Source organism: Roseburia sp. AM16-25 (assembly GCF_003473825.1).
GTDB classification, from domain to species: Bacteria; Bacillota; Clostridia; order Lachnospirales; family Lachnospiraceae; genus Pararoseburia; species Pararoseburia lenta.
Map to the genome: position 1 here is coordinate 607,525 of NZ_QUCW01000003.1, position 18,210 is coordinate 625,734.

Annotated in this window: 18 protein-coding genes, 1 tRNA gene and 1 pseudogene; 19 read left to right on the plus strand and 1 reads right to left on the minus strand. The window is 45.1% G+C overall.

The genetic code is table 11. The features are described 5' to 3' along the window. Nucleotides 1–267 precede the first annotated feature (267 nt). The 19 genes and pseudogenes from DW183_RS09955 (at nt 268) to DW183_RS12685 (ending at nt 17,988) form a co-directional block, all read left to right on the plus strand. Entirely contained in the window at nt 268–1,287 is a 1,020-nt protein-coding gene (locus tag DW183_RS09955; protein WP_118281836.1) for a LacI family DNA-binding transcriptional regulator, read from the plus strand. Between the two features lie 80 nt (nt 1,288–1,367). Further along, nucleotides 1,368–2,762 carry a hypothetical protein gene (locus DW183_RS09960; RefSeq protein ID WP_118281837.1) on the plus strand — a complete coding sequence of 465 codons (1,395 nt, stop codon included), beginning with the start codon at nt 1,368–1,370 and terminating at the stop codon, nt 2,760–2,762. Between the two features lie 66 nt (nt 2,763–2,828). Continuing rightward, nucleotides 2,829–3,821, plus strand: coding sequence for a carbohydrate ABC transporter permease (locus DW183_RS09965; protein ID WP_118281838.1), 993 nt, complete (start codon nt 2,829–2,831; stop codon nt 3,819–3,821). Then, complete coding sequence (locus DW183_RS09970) at nt 3,811–4,683, plus strand: carbohydrate ABC transporter permease (protein WP_118281839.1); 873 nt, start codon at nt 3,811–3,813, stop codon at nt 4,681–4,683. Before DW183_RS09965 ends, DW183_RS09970 begins: the two co-directional genes overlap by 11 nt. A 5-nt stretch (nt 4,684–4,688) precedes the next feature. Continuing rightward, nucleotides 4,689–5,333, plus strand: a complete 645-nt coding sequence (locus DW183_RS09975; protein ID WP_118281840.1) for a DUF624 domain-containing protein — start codon at nt 4,689–4,691, stop codon at nt 5,331–5,333. A gap of 59 nt (nt 5,334–5,392) precedes the next feature. Further along, nucleotides 5,393–5,545: pseudogene (locus DW183_RS12870) on the plus strand (fumarate hydratase C-terminal domain-containing protein); the annotation flags it as partial. 146 nt (nt 5,546–5,691) lie between these two features. Further along, entirely contained in the window at nt 5,692–6,552 is an 861-nt protein-coding gene (locus DW183_RS09985) for a TrmH family RNA methyltransferase (RefSeq protein ID WP_118281893.1), read from the plus strand. 72 nt (nt 6,553–6,624) lie between these two features. Next, nucleotides 6,625–8,115: a methyl-accepting chemotaxis protein gene (locus DW183_RS09990; protein ID WP_118281841.1), complete on the plus strand. Its 1,491-nt coding sequence runs from the start codon at nt 6,625–6,627 to the stop codon at nt 8,113–8,115. A gap of 355 nt (nt 8,116–8,470) precedes the next feature. After that, nucleotides 8,471–9,568 carry a redox-regulated ATPase YchF gene (ychF, locus tag DW183_RS09995; RefSeq protein WP_118281842.1) on the plus strand — a complete coding sequence of 366 codons (1,098 nt, stop codon included), beginning with the start codon at nt 8,471–8,473 and terminating at the stop codon, nt 9,566–9,568. Between the two features lie 68 nt (nt 9,569–9,636). Further along, nucleotides 9,637–9,891 (plus strand): YlmC/YmxH family sporulation protein, encoded by a 255-nt coding sequence (locus DW183_RS10000; protein WP_118281843.1) that lies wholly within the window; start codon nt 9,637–9,639, stop codon nt 9,889–9,891. Nucleotides 9,892–10,003: 112 nt separating this feature from the next. Beyond that, nucleotides 10,004–10,456 (plus strand): transcriptional regulator NrdR, encoded by a 453-nt coding sequence (gene nrdR, locus DW183_RS10005; protein WP_118281844.1) that lies wholly within the window; start codon nt 10,004–10,006, stop codon nt 10,454–10,456. 84 nt (nt 10,457–10,540) lie between these two features. Next, complete coding sequence (locus tag DW183_RS10010) at nt 10,541–10,936, plus strand: hypothetical protein (RefSeq protein ID WP_118281845.1); 396 nt, start codon at nt 10,541–10,543, stop codon at nt 10,934–10,936. Nucleotides 10,937–11,108: 172 nt separating this feature from the next. Further along, on the plus strand, nt 11,109–11,648 hold the full coding sequence (locus tag DW183_RS10015) for an isochorismatase family protein (RefSeq protein WP_118281846.1): 540 nt from the start codon (nt 11,109–11,111) through the stop codon (nt 11,646–11,648). A 26-nt stretch (nt 11,649–11,674) separates the two neighbouring features. Beyond that, entirely contained in the window at nt 11,675–12,118 is a 444-nt protein-coding gene (gene rpiB / locus DW183_RS10020) for a ribose 5-phosphate isomerase B (protein WP_118281847.1), read from the plus strand. Nucleotides 12,119–12,131: 13 nt separating this feature from the next. Next, nucleotides 12,132–14,429 carry a GGDEF domain-containing protein gene (locus DW183_RS10025; protein WP_118281848.1) on the plus strand — a complete coding sequence of 766 codons (2,298 nt, stop codon included), beginning with the start codon at nt 12,132–12,134 and terminating at the stop codon, nt 14,427–14,429. Nucleotides 14,430–14,576: 147 nt separating this feature from the next. After that, complete coding sequence (locus tag DW183_RS10030) at nt 14,577–16,346, plus strand: methyl-accepting chemotaxis protein (RefSeq protein WP_118281849.1); 1,770 nt, start codon at nt 14,577–14,579, stop codon at nt 16,344–16,346. Between the two features lie 91 nt (nt 16,347–16,437). Then, nucleotides 16,438–16,995 (plus strand): elongation factor P, encoded by a 558-nt coding sequence (efp, locus tag DW183_RS10035; protein ID WP_118281850.1) that lies wholly within the window; start codon nt 16,438–16,440, stop codon nt 16,993–16,995. Nucleotides 16,996–17,010: 15 nt separating this feature from the next. Continuing rightward, on the plus strand, nt 17,011–17,220 hold the full coding sequence (locus tag DW183_RS10040; RefSeq protein WP_118281851.1) for a hypothetical protein: 210 nt from the start codon (nt 17,011–17,013) through the stop codon (nt 17,218–17,220). 81 nt (nt 17,221–17,301) lie between these two features. Beyond that, a complete protein-coding gene (locus DW183_RS12685) occupies nt 17,302–17,988 on the plus strand; it encodes a lytic transglycosylase domain-containing protein (protein ID WP_118281852.1) in 687 nt (228 codons plus the stop codon). Nucleotides 17,989–18,039: 51 nt separating this feature from the next. Here DW183_RS12685 and DW183_RS10050 read toward each other — a convergent pair. Then, nucleotides 18,040–18,112 (minus strand) — tRNA-Thr (locus DW183_RS10050). Nucleotides 18,113–18,210: the final 98 nt, after the last annotated feature.

Genomic DNA, 18,210 nt, shown 5'->3' on the forward strand with positions numbered 1-18,210 from the left:
TAAAACTTGGAAAATCAACAGGAAATCAACGAAAATACTACGAAAACCACAGGCTTTTTATGGGCTTTCCTTATATAAAATAATTACGAAAATGTAGTTTCGTAAAAATGGGCAAAACAAAAGTCCTTAAACTGTGAAACCTTGCCAAAAATAGGTAAAAACATCAAAAAAGGCTTGCAGACCATATCAAATTGATGTACATTCAACTTACGAAAACGATTAAGAAATTTTTCTTCAAAACAAATTACAAAGTCGAGAGGAGAAAGGATGGTATCACTCAAGGATATTGCAAAGGCTTGTCAGGTTTCCGTGGCAACCGTCAGCAAGGCACTCAACGATCACAATGATATCAGTGCTGAGACAAAGGAACGGATTCGGCAGGTGGCAAAAGACATGGGATATTTTCCAAACTCTGCGGCAAAGGCACTCAAGACAAATCGTACTTATAATATCGGTGTTTTGTTTGTCGATGAAGCACGTAGCGGTTTGACACACAATTACTTTTCACATGTGCTTGACAGTTTCAAGCAGACAGCGGAGCAGCAGGGCTATGATATGACTTTTATCAACTGTTGCAAGACCCGTCCCAACCGCATGACCTATCTGGAACATGCCAGATACCGTGGATTTGATGGCGTGGTGATCGCCTGTATCGATTTTAACGACCCGGAAGTGATAGAACTTGTAAAAAGCAACATTCCGGTAGTGACGATCGATCACCTTTTCCACAATCGCATCGCCATCATGTCGGACAATGCAAAGGGCATGGAAGACCTCTTTTCCTATGTATATGAAAGAGGACATCGGAAGATCGCTTATATCCATGGCGCAGATTCCGCAGTTACCCAGAGCCGCTTATCTACCTTTTACCGGATGGCGGAGCAAAAGGGCTTATCCATCCCGGATGCTTACATCAAGGAAGCGGCATACCGCAACGCGGATGAGGCATATGAAAGAACCAGAGAACTTCTGGCATTGGAGGATCGACCGACCTGCATCTTATATCAGGATGATTTCGCCAGTTTCGGCGGTATCAAGGCAATCCGACAGGCTGGACTCAAGATCCCGCAGGACATTTCCGTAGCCGGTTATGACGGTATACGGATCGCCTATCAGTTGGAGCCGCAGTTGACGACCTTAAAGCAGGACACGGACAGCATTGGACGATTGGCAGCAGAGCAGTTGATCAGTCTGATCGAGGAACCAAAGACAACGCTGATCCGTCCATACATTGTCGAAGGCTATGTGGAAAAAGGACAGTCCGTAAGGGACATCAATCATACCTAGTGCACAATTACAGTGGCGATGACTACTGTGGTTAGCAATAAATATTTATATGTAATGTATTTAAAAAGGAGGAAAACGAAATGAAAAAGAGAAAAGTGTTAGCGATGTTGTTGGCATTTGCCATGACGTTTTCGTTGGCAGCCTGTGGAAGTTCTGGGGGGAACGACGATCAGGCAAACAGTGATGCAAACACGGAGAGTGGTTCCGATGAGGATGCCATTCCGGATAATGAGATCACAGGTGATCCGAGTGCAAAAGATGCTTTTGTTGTCTGGGCGTGGAACACAGATTTTACGACCTTGCAGGACCTTTTAGTAGAAAAATACCCGGATCTCAAGGATAGACTGGTATTTGTAAACTGCGGTGGTTCCAGTTACTATCAGGACAAGATCGATGCTTTGTTAGACGATCCGAGCAACGAACTTTATCCTGACATGATGCTTTTGGAAGTTGGTTATGTGCAGAAATATGTGCAGTCTGATTATCTGATGAGCCTTAAGGATCTCGGCATCACAGATGCTGATACAGCAGACCAGTTCTCTTACAATATCGAACTTGGTTCTGACAAGGATGGCGTTCAGAAGGCTTCTTTCTGGCAGGCAACACCCGGATGTATCCAGATCCGTGCTGATCTTGCAGAAAAGTACTTGGGAACGACCGATCAGGCAGAACTTGAGAAGACCTTCTCTAGTTGGGATTCTATCTTAGAAGCAGCAAGAAAAGTCAATGATGCTTCCGGCGGAAAAGTAAAACTCTTCTCCGGCTATGATGATCTGAAGTACATCTTCTTAAATGGTGCCCGTACCGTTGGCTGGTATGATGACAATGATGTGATCCAGATGGATCCTGCCATGGAAGAATACATGGAATACTCAAAGACCTTATATGATGAAGATCTTACCTTTAATACTACTATGTGGGGGACAGACTGGGCAGCATTAAAAGATGGCGATGGCGAGAAGTCAGAAGCATGTATCGCATTTGCAGGATGCCCATGGTACACCTATTGGAGCCTGACTGATACATGGGATAAGAACACCATCCTTGTAGACGCACCGGTTCAGTTCTATTGGGGCGGTACCGGACTTGCAGCAACCGCAAAATGTGCTGATACAGACGTTGCAGCAGAGATCATCAAGTCCTGCACTTGTGACAAGGACTTCATGACAAGCATTTATGAAGCAAATGGTGACTTTGTAAACAACCAGAAGGCTATCTCTGATATCGTAGCAAACAATTTAAAGGGTGCTTCTACCTTTAGCCTTTACGGCGACCAGAACATTCCGGAATTCTTCTCGACAAGAGGACAGAATGTAGATGTATCTTTGGTTACAGCAGAAGATATGACGATCAATGAGACCCTGTTCCCGGCAGCAGTTACCGCATATGCGACCGGCGAATCTGATATGGACACTGCCATCAAGGACTTCAAGGCAGCCGTACATGACACATATTCTTATTTGAAAGTAGAGTAATAAAAATCCTTTGCCCGGAGCAGGACTTGGGCTCCGGGCAATCATTTTAAATGAGGTGAAAACCATATGAAAGCAGGAAAAAAAGAAACAAAACCAAAGACGGTCAGTTATGGGAAGTATGGTTATCTCTTTATTGCACCGTTCTTTATCGTATATCTGGTTTTCTCCCTGTGGCCGCTGATCAATACCTTCTATTACAGCATGTTTGAGTACACCACCAGAAATCTGCGGACAACGATCACTTTTACAGGACTTCAGAATTATCTGAATGTGCTGGGTATTGCAGATGGTGAACAGGGATATTTCCTAAAATACCTGGGCAATACGCTTCGTCTGTGGTTGTTAAACTTTGTACCCCAGATCTTACTGAGCCTTTTGGCAGCCGCATGGCTGACCAATAATCGTGCAAAATTAAAGGCAAGAGGCTTTTACAAGGTTGTTCTTTACATGCCGAATATTATTACAGCGGCATCTATTTCCCTTCTCTTTTGTGCCCTCTTAAGCAAGTATGGTCCGATCATGTCGACACTGCGCAGTCTGGGTTGGATCTCGCAAAATGCGGATATTATGATGAGCAAGTGGGGAACCGGCATATCCATTTCCATGATCCAGGTCTGGATGTGGTATGGCAATACTATGTTACTTCTGATTGCAGGTATCATAGGTATCAGTCCTGATATTTACGAAGCCGCCGAGTTGGATGGGGCGACAGGCAGACAGCAGTTCTTTTCGATTACCCTTCCGCTGTTAAAGCCGGTCATGTTGTATGTACTTGTGACATCAGCCATCGGTGGACTTCAGTTATTCGATATTCCGGCACTCTTTAATGTAGGGCAGGGCACAGGCTATGTGGGAGGACCAAACGATACTTCAACAACTGTGACCATGTACATTATGAGACTGCACAATACAGATACCGGAAGGGCGGCGGCAGTATCCGTACTTCTCTTTATCTGTACCCTGATCATTAGTTTGATCTTCTTCCGCGTCATGCAGACATCCGATGCATATGGCGGAGGCGGAAAAAAGAAGAAAGGGGGCAAGCGTCATGGAAAGTAATCAGCCATTGCAAAATAAGACAAAAGCCGTACGCAGGCAAAAGATCTTTCGGAACATCATTATGATCCTGCTTTGTCTGATCAGTTTGATCCCATTTTATCTGATGTTCGTCAATGCGACACGCACGTCGACCCAGGTACAGAGCGGTATATCACTTCTCTTTGGATCAAATTTAAAAAACAATATCGCAAATTTCGACAAATCCCAACAGGGTCTTGGTGTTACAGTCTTACAAAGCATGTTCAATTCCTTTAAGGTGGCTGTTCCATTTACCGTATTGTCCGTATATTTTTCTTCTATGACAGCATACGGCATCCACAACTACTCCTTTAAAGGTCGCAAAGCAGCATGGGCATTTATCATGGGTGTCATGATGGTGCCGACGCAGGTTTTTGCCATTGGTTTCTACCAGTTCATGATGAAACTGAATCTGCTGGATACATATTGGCCGCTGATCATCCCGGGTATTACTACTCCGGCGGTCGTATTCTTTATGAAACAGTACATGGAGGGAGCGCTTTCCCCGGAACTGGTAGAGGCGGCCCGCATCGACGGTTGCGGTGAGATCCGTATCTTTAACACGATCGTCGTACCTTTGATGAAACCGGCGATCGCAACACAAGCGATCTTCCAGTTTGTGGCTAGTTGGAACAATCTGTTCATGCCGACACTGATCATCAGCAGTTCTGAGAAAAAGACACTGACCATGTTTGTGCAGATGCTGACAAGCGAATCCTTCCGTACCGACTATGGTGTTGTATTCTTGGGACTCTCCATTACAATCTTGCCAATGCTTGTGATGTACTTCCTCTTATCCAGATTTATCGTGGAGGGCGTATCACTCGGTGGCGTAAAGGGGTAAAAGAAATGTTGAATTTTACATCTGAGAACAAAGTTATATGGATCTTGGGAAAGATTGGGCAGTTTGTGCTGCTCAATTTTCTCGTGCTTTTGGGCTGTATCCCGATCGTGACGATCGGGGCATCGCTCAGCGCCGGGGCACGTTGTATGAAAAAAATGAAAGAGCCGGAGGGCGGTATTTTGACTTTAGAGTTTTTCCATGCCTTTGCCGCTGACGTTAAGCAGGCGACCGGTGCGTGGCTGGTCCTTGCTAGCGTCATGGTCTTGGGCGCTGGGGATATATATTATGCCATCAGGATCGCAGAGCCTGTCAATATGTTCTTTTTATTCTTTGGCGGCGTGCTTTTCTTTGTGGCAGTCAGTATGCTCTTTTGGATTTTCCCACTGGTAGCAAACTATGACAACCGGGTCAAAGGGCATCTGACCAATGCTTTTTTGTTTGCTTTTGGCAAACTGCCGGCGACCCTTTTGCTCTGGGGTATCTGGGGCAGCCCTGTCATTTTATGTTATTTTAGACCGGTCTTTACCAGCCTGGTCGGCTATATCATTGTTTTCTTTGGCGTGGCACTGCAGCTTTGGCTCTCTCATCTGATTTGGGATCATACACTTTGCCGGGAAGAGACTCTGGAAGTTCACAGCGTTGGCAGATAAGGTGTGATGTCGTAACCGGAAGCAAAGTCAATAAATTTGGAAGTACGAAGGGGTGTGAAAGAGAAGACGGTATCCTGCATGCAGGTTCGATCATCCGTCCGCTGGGTGATGAAAAATACGAAATGGTATCGGTTGGACCGACCACCTCTATGCGTATGGAGAAATTCGAGTACGAATTTGTCAAAGAGACAGGCGTGCGCGTTGTTGTCGGTATCAGGAAAGACTCTTGTGCAGGTGTGCACAGGAGTTTTTCTGTTTTACAAATCTCATCTTTTCGTTTATCTTAGAGGAAGAAAAAACAGAACCAAGGGGACACTCCTTGTGGCAAAAGGAACGTCCCTTATGGCAAGGAGAGCGTATGATCGAGATCACAGACCTGCATATTCCACAACTGGATATGTATATAGATAAGAAGGAAGCACAATTATTACATTATTTTGAGCCGGAGCCGGGTCTTTTTATCGCGGAGAGCCCCAATGTGATCCTGCGTGCTTTAGAGGCCGGCTATGAGCCGATTTCTATTTTGATGGAAAAAAGACAGGTGGAGAAAAAAGCAGGGGAAGTCCTGAAAAAAGTGGGCGATATCCCGATCTATGTGGCAGACCTTTCTGTGCTGACACAGATCACCGGTTTTCAGTTGGCACGGGGTATGCTGTGTGCCATGCGGCGCAAGCCCATGCCGACGGTGGAGCGCATCTGTCAGGGGAAAAGACGTATCGCCATTTTAGAAGAAGTCGTCAATCCGACCAATGTCGGTGCCATCTTCCGGTCGGCGGCAGCCCTTGGCATGGATGGCATCCTTTTGACCCATGGCTGTGCAGATCCTTTGTATCGCAGAGCCTGCCGGGTCAGCATGGGAACGGTCTTTCAGATTCCTTGGACCTATCTTTCCAAAGAGGCGTGGTATGAAGAGACGGGGCATCTGTTGCAGCAGATGGGTTATAAGACAGTCGCCATGGCATTAAAAGAGGATTCTTATGCCGTGGATGATCCAAGACTGCTTGCGGAAGAACGTCTGGCAGTGGTGCTGGGAACGGAAGGCGATGGGCTGGCAAAGGAAACGATCGCTGATTGTGACTACACGGTCTGTATTCCCATGATGCATGGCGTGGACTCCTTAAACGTGGCGGCAGCCAGTGCAGTGGCTTTCTGGGAACTGGGAAAAACCGGTGCGGATCAAAAAAAGTATAAATTTCGACAAAAAGTGGTGGAAAAATGACGCAGATTTTCGTACAATAAAAATGTATGGAAATTTGAGACATTTTGTATATAGGAAAGGATTTGTTGCTTTATGGATTTTAAATATGCAGATCAAGAGGAACAGTTAAAGAGAGCCAATCGCTTTTTGGTATCCGGATATCTTATTTTTTACGCAATCTTAATGATCATTATGTGGGCATGCTATTTCGTAGGCATCCGCTCTAAGGGGCTGACCATGATGGTTTCCGGTATTGTTTTGGTATCCTGTATTGCCATCTTTTTACTGTCCAGAAAGTTTTTGACATCCCAGAAATTAAAAATGATGGCATTGCCATTTTTGCTTGTTGTCTGCTATGTGACAGGATTTGCCTTTACACAGGGATTTATCCAGTTGCTTGGAATCTTCCCTTTGGTAGGATGTATGCTTTTCTTTGACAAGAAGTTTTCACTCATCAGTGGGATTGCTTATGCAGTCATGGAAGTGCTCGTGACTACGGCCAAGATCGTACAGCATATCAATCTTGAGGGGGATTCTGCCTTAAATCAGATCTTTGTCCTGGTGATCTGTCTGGTACTTTTGGTATTGCTTTATTGCGTTACCAGCATTGCGGAGCAGTTTAATAAAGATACTTTAGGCGAAGTACATGAAAAGAATGCCAAGATGCAGACCATGCTTGACGATGTGATTGGCGTGGCTACTGAGGTGCGCAAGGGTACGGAAAGTGCCATGGATATCGTCAATGACCTCAATGGTTCTTCCGAGGTCGTAAACGGTGCAATGAAGAATATTTCGGAAAGTACCTTGTCGACCGCAGAAAATATCCAGACACAGACGACCATGACTGCCAATATCCAGCAGTCGATAGAAGATACTTTGACAAGTTCTGAGACTATGGTAGAGATCGCCAAACAGTCCGGTCAGATCAACCGGCAGTCTATGGATGTGATGAATCGCTTGAAGGAGCAGTCTCAGGTAATCTCCAATACAAATCAGGATGTGGCAAAGGCGATGGAAGCCTTACAGGCCAAGACGGAAGAAGTACGAAATATCGCGGATACTATTCTTGGAATTTCCTCCCAGACCAATCTTTTGGCATTGAATGCCTCCATTGAGAGTGCCAGAGCCGGTGAGGCTGGCAGGGGATTTGCTGTGGTTGCGGATGAGATCCGCCAGTTGGCAGAGCGTACCAAGCAGGAGACAGAAGAGATCAGCAAGATCTCTGATGATCTGACAGAGAATGCGACCAGGGCAGCCAATGCGGTTTCCCAGTCTGTTAGCGCAACGGATGCACAGGACGTCATGATCACAGAAGCATCCGAGAGTTTTGAGGCGATGAATGATAATGTGACAGAATTGATTACCCATATCGAAAATATCGATGATCGTCTGAGCAGACTTTCCGAAGCCAACAATCAGATCGTAGATAACATTACCAACCTATCAGCAACGACCGAGGAAGTGACCGCATCTTCCAACCAGGCAGCTGAACTTTCCAATGCCAATATGGAAAATGCGGAGAGCGCGAAGAATCGACTGACAGGTGTATTGGATGTGTCACATCAGTTGGATAAATATTTGTAAAATAGGTAACAACAGGCTAATAGATTAGGAATGTGAAAGAAGATTTGGACCGGCGAGAGTTGGTCCTTTTTTCAATTGCGTCATTATGAAATTGGACTTGGAAATCTAACCGCCTACCGTGTATGGTAGAGATATTTACTGATCTGACAGTATGGATGGGAATCAAGAAGATTATCGACCAGATAAATGCTAATGCAGTAGCGTAAATGATATCCTCCCCCCAAAAAAAAGAAAGAAATGTACATTCCTCCCTAAATGTGATAGACTAAATATTGCTGTATCAGGGCTTTTAAGAAGCATGACAACGGAAAAGATTTTAATAAAATCAATACTTTTCAAAGGAGAAATATAAATTATGAAACTTGGAATCGTCGGACTGCCGAACGTAGGCAAGTCTACTTTATTTAATTCGCTGACCAAGGCAGGCGCACTTGCAGCCAACTACCCATTCGCAACGATTGACCCAAATGTGGGCGTGGTCAGTGTGCCGGATGAGAGACTGAAAAAACTGGCAGATCTTTACCAATCAAAAAAGGTGACACCGGCTGTTATTGAATTTGTCGATATTGCGGGCCTTGTAAAGGGAGCCAGCAAGGGAGAGGGACTTGGCAACCAGTTCCTTGCCAACATCCGTGAATGTGATGCGATCGTACATGTAGTACGTTGCTTTGAAGATACCAATATCGTGCATGTGGATGGAAGCATTGATCCGCTCCGTGATATTGAGACCATCAATCTGGAACTTCTTTTCTCCGATTTGGAGATTTTGGAGAGAAGATATGCAAAGACTTCCAAGGCTGCCCGTATGGACAAGTCTTTACAAAAGGAAGCCGCTATGCAGGAACGTCTGAAAGAGCATATGGAAGCAGGTAATTCTGCTCGCACTTTTGAACTTCTGGATGAGGATGAGGAAGCCTACTTCAAGGAGTATGGACTTCTTACTGCAAAGCCGGTCATCTATGCTGCCAATGTATCCGAGGATGAGGTGGCAAATGACGGCGCAGACAACGCAGGTGTTGCAGCCGTTCGTGAGTTCGCGGCAAAAGAAGGAAGTGAAGTCTTTGTGATCTGTGCGGAGATCGAGCAGGAGATCGCAGAACTGGATGATGACGAAAAAGCGATGTTCTTAGAGGAACTCGGCATGAAGGAATCCGGTCTGGATAAACTGATCAAGGCTAGTTATTCTTTATTGGGCTTGATCTCTTATCTGACTTCCGGCGAGGATGAGACACGTGCATGGACCATCACCAAGGGAACCAAGGCTCCGCAGGCAGCAGGAAAGATCCATACCGACTTTGAGCGTGGCTTTATCAAGGCTGAGGTCGTAAACTTCCAGGATCTTTTAGATTGCGGCAGCACTGCAGCAGCCAAGGAAAAAGGTCTGGTGCGTGTAGAGGGCAAGGAATACGTCGTACAGGATGGTGATGTGATCCTTTTCCGCTTCAATGTATAATTTCAAAGTGTGACTTATCAAGGCTTTCTACATATACTGTAGAAAGCCTTATTTTGTGGTGGACTGCCATGCTTTTGTGTGAATTACAGACAAAAGATGTGATCAATGTATGCACAGCCAAATGCCTGGGACGTGTGATGGATCTGGAGATCGATGAAAAAAGAGGCTGTATCTGCACCCTGATCGTACCATCCAAAGGAAAGATCTGCGGCTTCTTTTTACATGAGTGTGAATACTGGATCCCCTGGTGCCAGGTCTGCCGTATCGGTTCGGATATGATCCTGGTGGATGTCAATGAAAAGGAAGTCATGCACAAACCATAAGACATGTCGAAAATAGTGCGAATTGCTTGACAATTCATACAAAATCCGTGTAATATAAATCTATATATTGTGGTTTAGGCGAAGCGGATTCGCTAAGAAATGGAGGGAAGGCATGAAGTGTCCTTTTTGTAGTAGTGAGAATACCAGAGTAATTGATTCCAGACCGGCAGATGACAACAATTCTATCCGCCGCCGTCGTATGTGTGATGAATGTGGCAAGCGTTTTACGACCTATGAAAAGGTAGAGACGATCCCTTTGATCGTGATCAAGAAAGACAACAACCGTGAACAGTATGATCGTGCCAAGATCGAGGCCGGTGTGCTCAGAGCCTGCCATAAGCGTCCGATTTCTGCCAACGACATCAACAAACTGATCGATGAAGTGGAAACAGAGATTTTCTCCAGAGAGGAAAAGGAGATCCCGAGTGACGAGATCGGCGAGATCGTTATGGATAAGATCAAGGATCTGGATGATGTTGCTTATGTCAGATTTGCCTCTGTTTACCGTGAGTTTAAAGATGTCAATACATTTATGAGTGAATTAAAGAAAATGTTAGACAAATAAAAGGGTTAAGATTTTTTTACATGATCCGATATATTTTGTGTAAGGAACAAGAAGTTTTCGTGAGAGCGAAATTAGGAGTATAAGATGAATATATCAGGTATCCGACCAGCCGTTGGATTTTATGATTATAACAGCATAAAGCAAGTCGAGAGTGTACCGGTCGCATCCCAGTCTATTTATATAGATGGTACGACCAAGGTATCCGTCAATGTCGCCGAGGCAGGCACACAGCAGGATGCATCAGCCAGAAGCAGACAGACCTTTGGAGCATACGACTATGCCAGCCAGTACGAGCCGAAGGCAACCTATGATCTCAAGGGCGCTGACAGCGATATCCGATCATTGGATGTGGCAAAGGCAGTCTCTGATATGCAAAAGGATGAATTGATCCATCAGTATCAGTACTTTGTAGGTCAGGATCTGGCAGTGGAAGCATCCCAGACACCATCTATGCGCGGCGCAGAAGACTTCTCACTCTAGGACAGAAAGACAGATTACATAGAGATTCTCATTTGTGGATGAGGATCTCTTTTTGTTTTATGGAAAATTCCCTTTTACTCATTTTTTCATGCGGGAAAACATTGTCTTTTACAGGTAATTTGCCTATAATTAAATTGGTATATTTTTCAACAACAGAAAGAGGTATAAGAAGATGAGAATAAAGGCAGAAGATACATTTGCGATCGTCATTGATTATCAGGAAAAGATCTTGCCGGCAATGAGCGGGCAGGAGGAACTGCTCCGCAAGAGCCAGATCTTACTGGGTGGCTTGAAGGCACTGGAAGTACCAATGATCCTTACCACACAGTATGCCAAGGGACTGGGCAATAATATCCCGGCGATCACAGATGCCATGGGTGTGACAGAAGCGATCGACAAGAATACTTTCAGCGTATATGACAATGAGAGCGTCCGACAGACCATCCCGCATGGCAAAAAGAATGTCATCCTGTGCGGTATCGAGGCGCATATCTGTGTCTTACAATCTTTGATGGATCTGCAGGCAGCAGGCTATCAGACCATTCTGGTGGCAGACTGTGTAGCCAGCAGAAGCGACAGAGATCTGGCATTTGCCTATGAGAGAGCAAAGCAGGAAGGTGCGATCATCACGAGCGCAGAAGCCATCCTTTACGAATTGGCAGGATCTTCCAAGCATCCTGCATTTAAGACGATCTCTGCCTTAGTAAAATAAAAAGAAATGATGAATGGAGAAAAGAAATGAAAATAGGAATTGGAAACGATCATGCAGCAGTTACTATGAAAAATGAGATCAAGGCATACTTGGAGGAATTGGGACACGAGGTTGTAGACTTTGGTATCTCCAAGGAGGAAAGTTGCGATTATCCGGTATATGGAGAAGCCGTGGGACGCGCTGTTGTATCCGGTCAGGTGGAATGTGGCGTACTTATTTGCGGTACCGGTGTTGGGATTTCCATTGCAGCCAATAAGGTGCCGGGCGTGCGTGCAGCAGTATGTTCCGATACGACAACAGCCCGTCTGGTAAAAGAACACAACAATGCTAATATCATTGCTTTTGGTGCCCGCATCGTTGGTATCGAAGTGGCAAAAGATATTGTCAAAACATATTTAGATGCAGAGTTTCAGGGCGGACGCCATGAAAAGCGTATCGCTATGATCCACGAGATCGAGAATAAAAGATAAGGAAATATAGTCTATGCCAAAGATGATTTATCTGGGAATCTTGTTTGTGCTGACACTTCTGGTGGTAGCATTCGCCGGTATGATCCGGGAAAAACAGGATCGGGTCAGTAAAAGCATATTTACACTTTTTGTTGCAGTCGTTGTTGCCGTTGTAGCCAATGGCATCTTTATCATGACAGATGAGAAAGCAATTGCTACGGTTTCTCACTCTGTCTTTTTGGCATGCATTGACTGGCTGCTCTTGTTCATGCTCCGCTATGTCTATTTTTACACGGACAATGAGGAAAAACAGGTCAAATGGATGACACCGTGTTACCTCGTGGCTGGTCTGGAAACGGTTAGTATGCTGCTCAATCCTTGGCTGCATCATGTCTTTATCTTAAAGGAGGCTTTTTCAAAGTCTTACGGGGCATATTTTTATCCGACAGGTTATTCCGGTATTTTTTATGTGCATCTGGCTTATTGTTATGGACTGGTTGCCTGGATCGTGCTTCTGTTGATGGTAAAGATCCGCCATACGGCGCGTTTGTACCGCAAGAAATATACATCCATCCTGGTGTCTTTTCTGGCAATCATCATATGTGATGCAATCGGACTGGCGCTCAATCTGCCAATCGATATTTCCCTGATCTTTTATGGGGCAGCGGCACTGATCATTTGCTTTTTTACCGAGTTTTATGTGCCACAGGCTATGCGTGACAAGATCCTTGCCAATGCGGTACAGATCGCAGAGATGGGCGTAGGCTGTTTTGACATCAGTGGAAAATGTATCTATGTCAATCGGCGTGGAAAGGACATGTTCTACCGCTACAAGCATCTTGCCCTGGACGAGGATTTAAGCGTTGCAGAGCAGTATTTTGAGGGCTGGCTCAAGCGGCATTGGAAAGAGGAATGTAGCGAGCAGGTCTATATGGAGCATTTTGAGGCAGATGATAAGACCTTCAATTATGAGTTTACCGTACAGCGTCTGACGGACGAGGAAGATGTATTCTTGGGCTATTTTATTACCTGTATTGACCGGACGGAAGAGACGGAGAAATACAGGGAAGAACATTTTCGTGCAACGCATGACCTTTTGACAGGTATCTATAACGAGCAGTATTTTGAGGAAAGGGTGACAGAGACCCTGCGCACGGCGGGCAAGCCTTACGTCATGATCACTTCCGATATCAAGGATTTCAAATTGATCAATGATATATTGGGAACCCAGCGCGGTGATGAGATCCTCAAGATGCATGCGTACTTTTTCCGGGAGCGTGCCAAGGAAGATGATCTTTATTGCCGTCTGAACGAAGATCAGTTTGCCTTTTGTATGCCAAAAGAGCGTTTTACGGAAGAACTTTTCTTAGATGTCATGGATCGTCTGGCCGACACCTTTGCAAACGAATACTTCCACTTGCAGATCTATATGGGCGTTTATGAGATAACGGATGTGACAGAGCCTGTTTTTGTCATGGTGGATAAATGTAATCTGGCGATCAACACGATCAAGGGAGATTATGCAAGGCGTGTGGCATATTTCGATGATGCCCTTTTGCAAAAAAAACTGGAGAAGAACCTGATCATCAATGAATTTGAGCAGGCATTGGAACTGGGGCAGATCCGGATCTATCTACAGGCACAGACGAGAAGAGACGGCAGTCTGCTTGGGGCAGAGGCACTTGCCAGATGGATCCATCCGATCAAGGGACTGATTGCACCGGATGAATTTATACCGGTCTTAGAGTCGGCAGGTCTGGTACACAAGTTAGACCTTTATGTATGGGATTTAGCCGCCAGACAGTTGGCAATCTGGCGGGATCAGGGACGGGATGATCTGTATCTTTCGGTTAATATTTCCGTGCAGGATCAATATTATCTGGATGTTTATGATGTCTTTACCCGTCTGGTCGAAAAATATGATCTCGACCCACACAAGTTAAAACTAGAGATCACGGAAACGCTCTTTGTGACGGAAATGGAAAATCACAGATATATGCTGGAAAGATTGCAGGCGTATGGATTTGAGATCGAGATCGACGATTTCGGCAGTGGCTATTCTTCTTTGAATATCTTAAAGGATATCAAGGCGGATGTGATCAAGATCGACATGGAATTTTTACAGGAAACGGTCAATGTCGACCGGAGTTGGTCGATCTTATCGGCACTGATCCGCCTGATCGGGCAGTTACATATGGATGTGATCACAGAGGGTGTTGAGACAGAGGAACAGGTGGAAGCATTGGCGCAGATGGGATGTCAGCATTTCCAGGGATATTATTTCTGCCGCCCGATGCCGGTAGACCAGTTCGAGAAAAAATATCGTATCTGAGAGTTATGAAAAGAAAAATATCGTATGTGGACGAAAAGTTATCGAAATTTTGATAATTTTCGCTATTTTTTATATATGAAGAAAAAGCAATTATGGTAAACTTGGCACGGAAAACATTAAGATAGGAAACTTATGGAGGCATGAGAGATGGAAAAGAGGTCAAAGGATACAAAAAATACGACAAAGAATAACAAGAAAAAAATGTCGGGAATGATGGCAAAGATTGTTACACCGGTTGCGGCAATGGCATTGGTGACACTGGTTACCGTTTCGGGGCTGCGCATGGCAGTACAAAACCTGTATAATCAGGGAATGATGATTTCGGAGCAGATTGTATCCTGTGTGGATGCAGCAGGTGCGTTAGATACGGATTACACAAAGATGCAGAGTTATACCTCAAATGCAATTCATGAGCCGAGCGAACAGACCATAGGTGGATACTCAGATGCACTCGATCAGGCCTATGGACGTATGGTCAAAAACATCGAAGTATTCAAAAAATACGCAAATGCTAGCAAGGAAAAAGAAACGGTTTTGGATCTGCATGAGAAGTTAAAGGGTATGTATGCCTATCAGCAGGCGCAGATGCAGAATGCTGTTTATGGCACAGAGATCCCGGAAGAAGTATTGGCGGCAGAGAGTGGATACAATACGGGTATTTTATCTGATATTTCGGAACTGGAGAAGATGATACAGGCGGATGAAAAAGAGGCGAAGGCAGCCTTGAAGCAGGCAAAGATCCTGTCTAATATAGTGATCGCCGGTTCGATCGCCTTTACGGTACTGATCTTTATTATTGTTGTATTGATCAGCGTGCGACTGATCGTGGCACCGGTCAAGAAATCTTCCAAGGAACTTGGCGATATGGTGGATGAGGTCAACAATGCAGCAGCCGATCTGACCAAGCGAATTTCAGTCAACCAGAAGGACGAGATCGGTAGTCTGGTCGAGGGCGTCAATACTTTTATCGAGGCATTGCAGAATGTGATCGCCAAGATCCGCGACTCTTCCGTACATTTGAATTCTACCTTTGCGGCAGTGACTGACAGCGTGACATCCGTCAATGGCAATGCGACGGATATTTCTGCCGTCATGGAAGAACTTTCTGCAACCATGGAGGAAGTTTCTGCAACATTGGCAAACGTCAATGAGCGTGTGGAAAAGGCAGGAACGGGCATGGAGCGAATTTCCGAACAGAGCGAACATATACTGACCTATGCGACCGAGATGCAGGATCGTGCGACACAGTTGGAAGATACGGCAGTTTCCAACAAGGATACGACTTCTGCCATGATCCAGGAGATCCTTGGGACCTTGCAGCAGGCGATCGAGAATAGCAGGAGCGTAGAAGAAGTCAATGCGCTGACGGATGAGATCTTAAACATTTCTTCCCAGACCAATCTTTTGGCACTCAATGCTTCCATCGAGGCGGCAAGAGCCGGAGAGGCAGGCAAGGGCTTTGCGGTTGTCGCAGATGAGATCCGTGTCTTGGCAGACAGCAGCAGAGAAACGGCGGGCAACATCCAGCAGATCAATGCTAAGGTTGTTGCAGCGGTAGGAGATCTGGCAAAGAACTCTGAAAATATTGTTACCTATATTAATGAAAATATCTTGAAAGATTATGACGGATTCGTAGAGTCCGGTCATAAATATCGCGCAGATGCTGATTATATCAATGAAGTGATGACATCCTTTACGGAGTCCGTCGATCATTTGCGCCAGACCATGGATGAGGTCGTAGAAAACGTAAATGATGTATCCACCGCGGTAGAACAGGGCGCAGAGGGCGTGACCAACGCGGCAGAAAATACATCACAGTTGGTAGGCGAGATGGATACCATCATGAAGGAGATCGACGAAAGTAATAACATTATTTCCGAACTTTCGACCCAGACAAACCGCTTTATCAACGTCTGATCGTACTAATACTTGAAATATGTGGCAAGATATATTAAAATATAGAGCATAAGTGGGCTCGGGTCCATAGAGTATTAAGGAGGAAGAAAGAATGATTTCAGCTGGCGATTTTAGAAATGGCGTTACCATCGAATTGGAAGGCAACGTTTACCAGATCATCGAATTTCAACATGTTAAGCCTGGTAAGGGTGCGGCATTTGTTCGTACAAAGTTAAAGAATATCAAAAACGGTGGTGTTGTAGAAAAGACATTCCGTCCGACAGAGAAGTGTCCACAGGCACACATCGATCGTAAGGATATGCAGTATCTTTACAATGATGGAGATCTCTACTACTTCATGGACGTAGAGAATTATGAGCAGATCGCGCTCAGCACAGATGATATCGGTGATGCATTAAAGTTCGTTAAGGAAAATGAAATGGTTAAGGTATGCTCTCACAAGGGAAGCGTATTTGCAGTAGAACCACCACTTTTCGTAGAACTTGAGATCACAGAGACAGAACCGGGATTCAAGGGAGACACAGCAACAGGTGCTACAAAGCCTGCTACCGTTGAGACAGGAGCAACTGTTTATGTACCTTTGTTCGTTGAGCAGAACGATGTGATCAAGATCGACACCAGAACAGGGGAATACTTATCAAGAGTATAAGTAGAGACTAGACGTATGGATTTCAAGAAATTACCTTTTTCACAAATGTTACAGGACCGCAGGGTGTTTGGCATTTTTGATGATGTATTTCAACAAGGAACTTGGCTGAATGTTTCAGCACTTTTAGCCAGTGAATCATGTATTGAGGATGCTTACGCAGATGGCACGATTCCGAGCGAGACTTTAGATCTGATCGTGGAGCGCTTGGAAGATCTGCAAGCGTAGACTCATATTACAGGACGAAGACAGGATGTATCGAGAGATACATCCTGTTTGATATACATTACAGACCCAAAGGAGTTACCAATGAAGATATCTATCATAAACGGGGATGGCACGACCACCTATGTAGAAAATATGACTCCGGTTACCAGCCTTGAGGAATTTTCCGATTCCCTGACCAGTGCAACCCAAGCCTTAAATGATAGTCAGACAGAGACAAACGCGACTTTTGCCGGGACAAGTCTTACGGTACCGACAGATCTGATGAGCATTTTTGAAGAAGCAGCCGATACCTATGGCGTGGATGTCAATCTTTTGACTGCCATAGCCAAGCAGGAATCCAATTTTACAGCAGATGCCACGAGTTCCAGTGGCGCTATGGGCATTATGCAGCTCATGCCTGCCACTGCGCAGGGGCTTGGCGTATCGAATGCCTATGATCCATATCAAAACATCATGGGCGGTGCAAAATATATCAGTCAGTTGCTTTCCCGCTATGACGGGGACGTATCACTTGCGCTTGCCGCATACAATGCCGGCAGTGGGAATGTAGCAAAATATGGCGGTATTCCACCTTTTGCCGAGACACAGAATTATGTTTCAAAAGTGCTTGGTTATTATCAGAATGGAGTCGACATTCCGTCACAGACCAGCAGTGCACAGGCAAGTGCTACAGATACGGAAGGGCTGTCCGTAGATGAAAGGCAGAATATTTACCGGCAGATGCTCAGTCTGACCAATCAACTGATCTTAGATAAATTAGAAGCCTAAAGAAATAGCATATAGAAAAAAGACATCAGATCGACTGATGTCTTTTTTTTAAGCTAGCGACGAGAGTTGAACTCGTGACCTCCTCACTACCAATGAGGTGCGCTACCACCTGTGCCACGCCAGCTTGTCGTTTACCGACCTGTATAATATACTATAAAGCCATGAGCGTGTCAAGAGACTTTTTACAATAATGTTTTGACCTTTTTGTTTGGGGGAATTGCG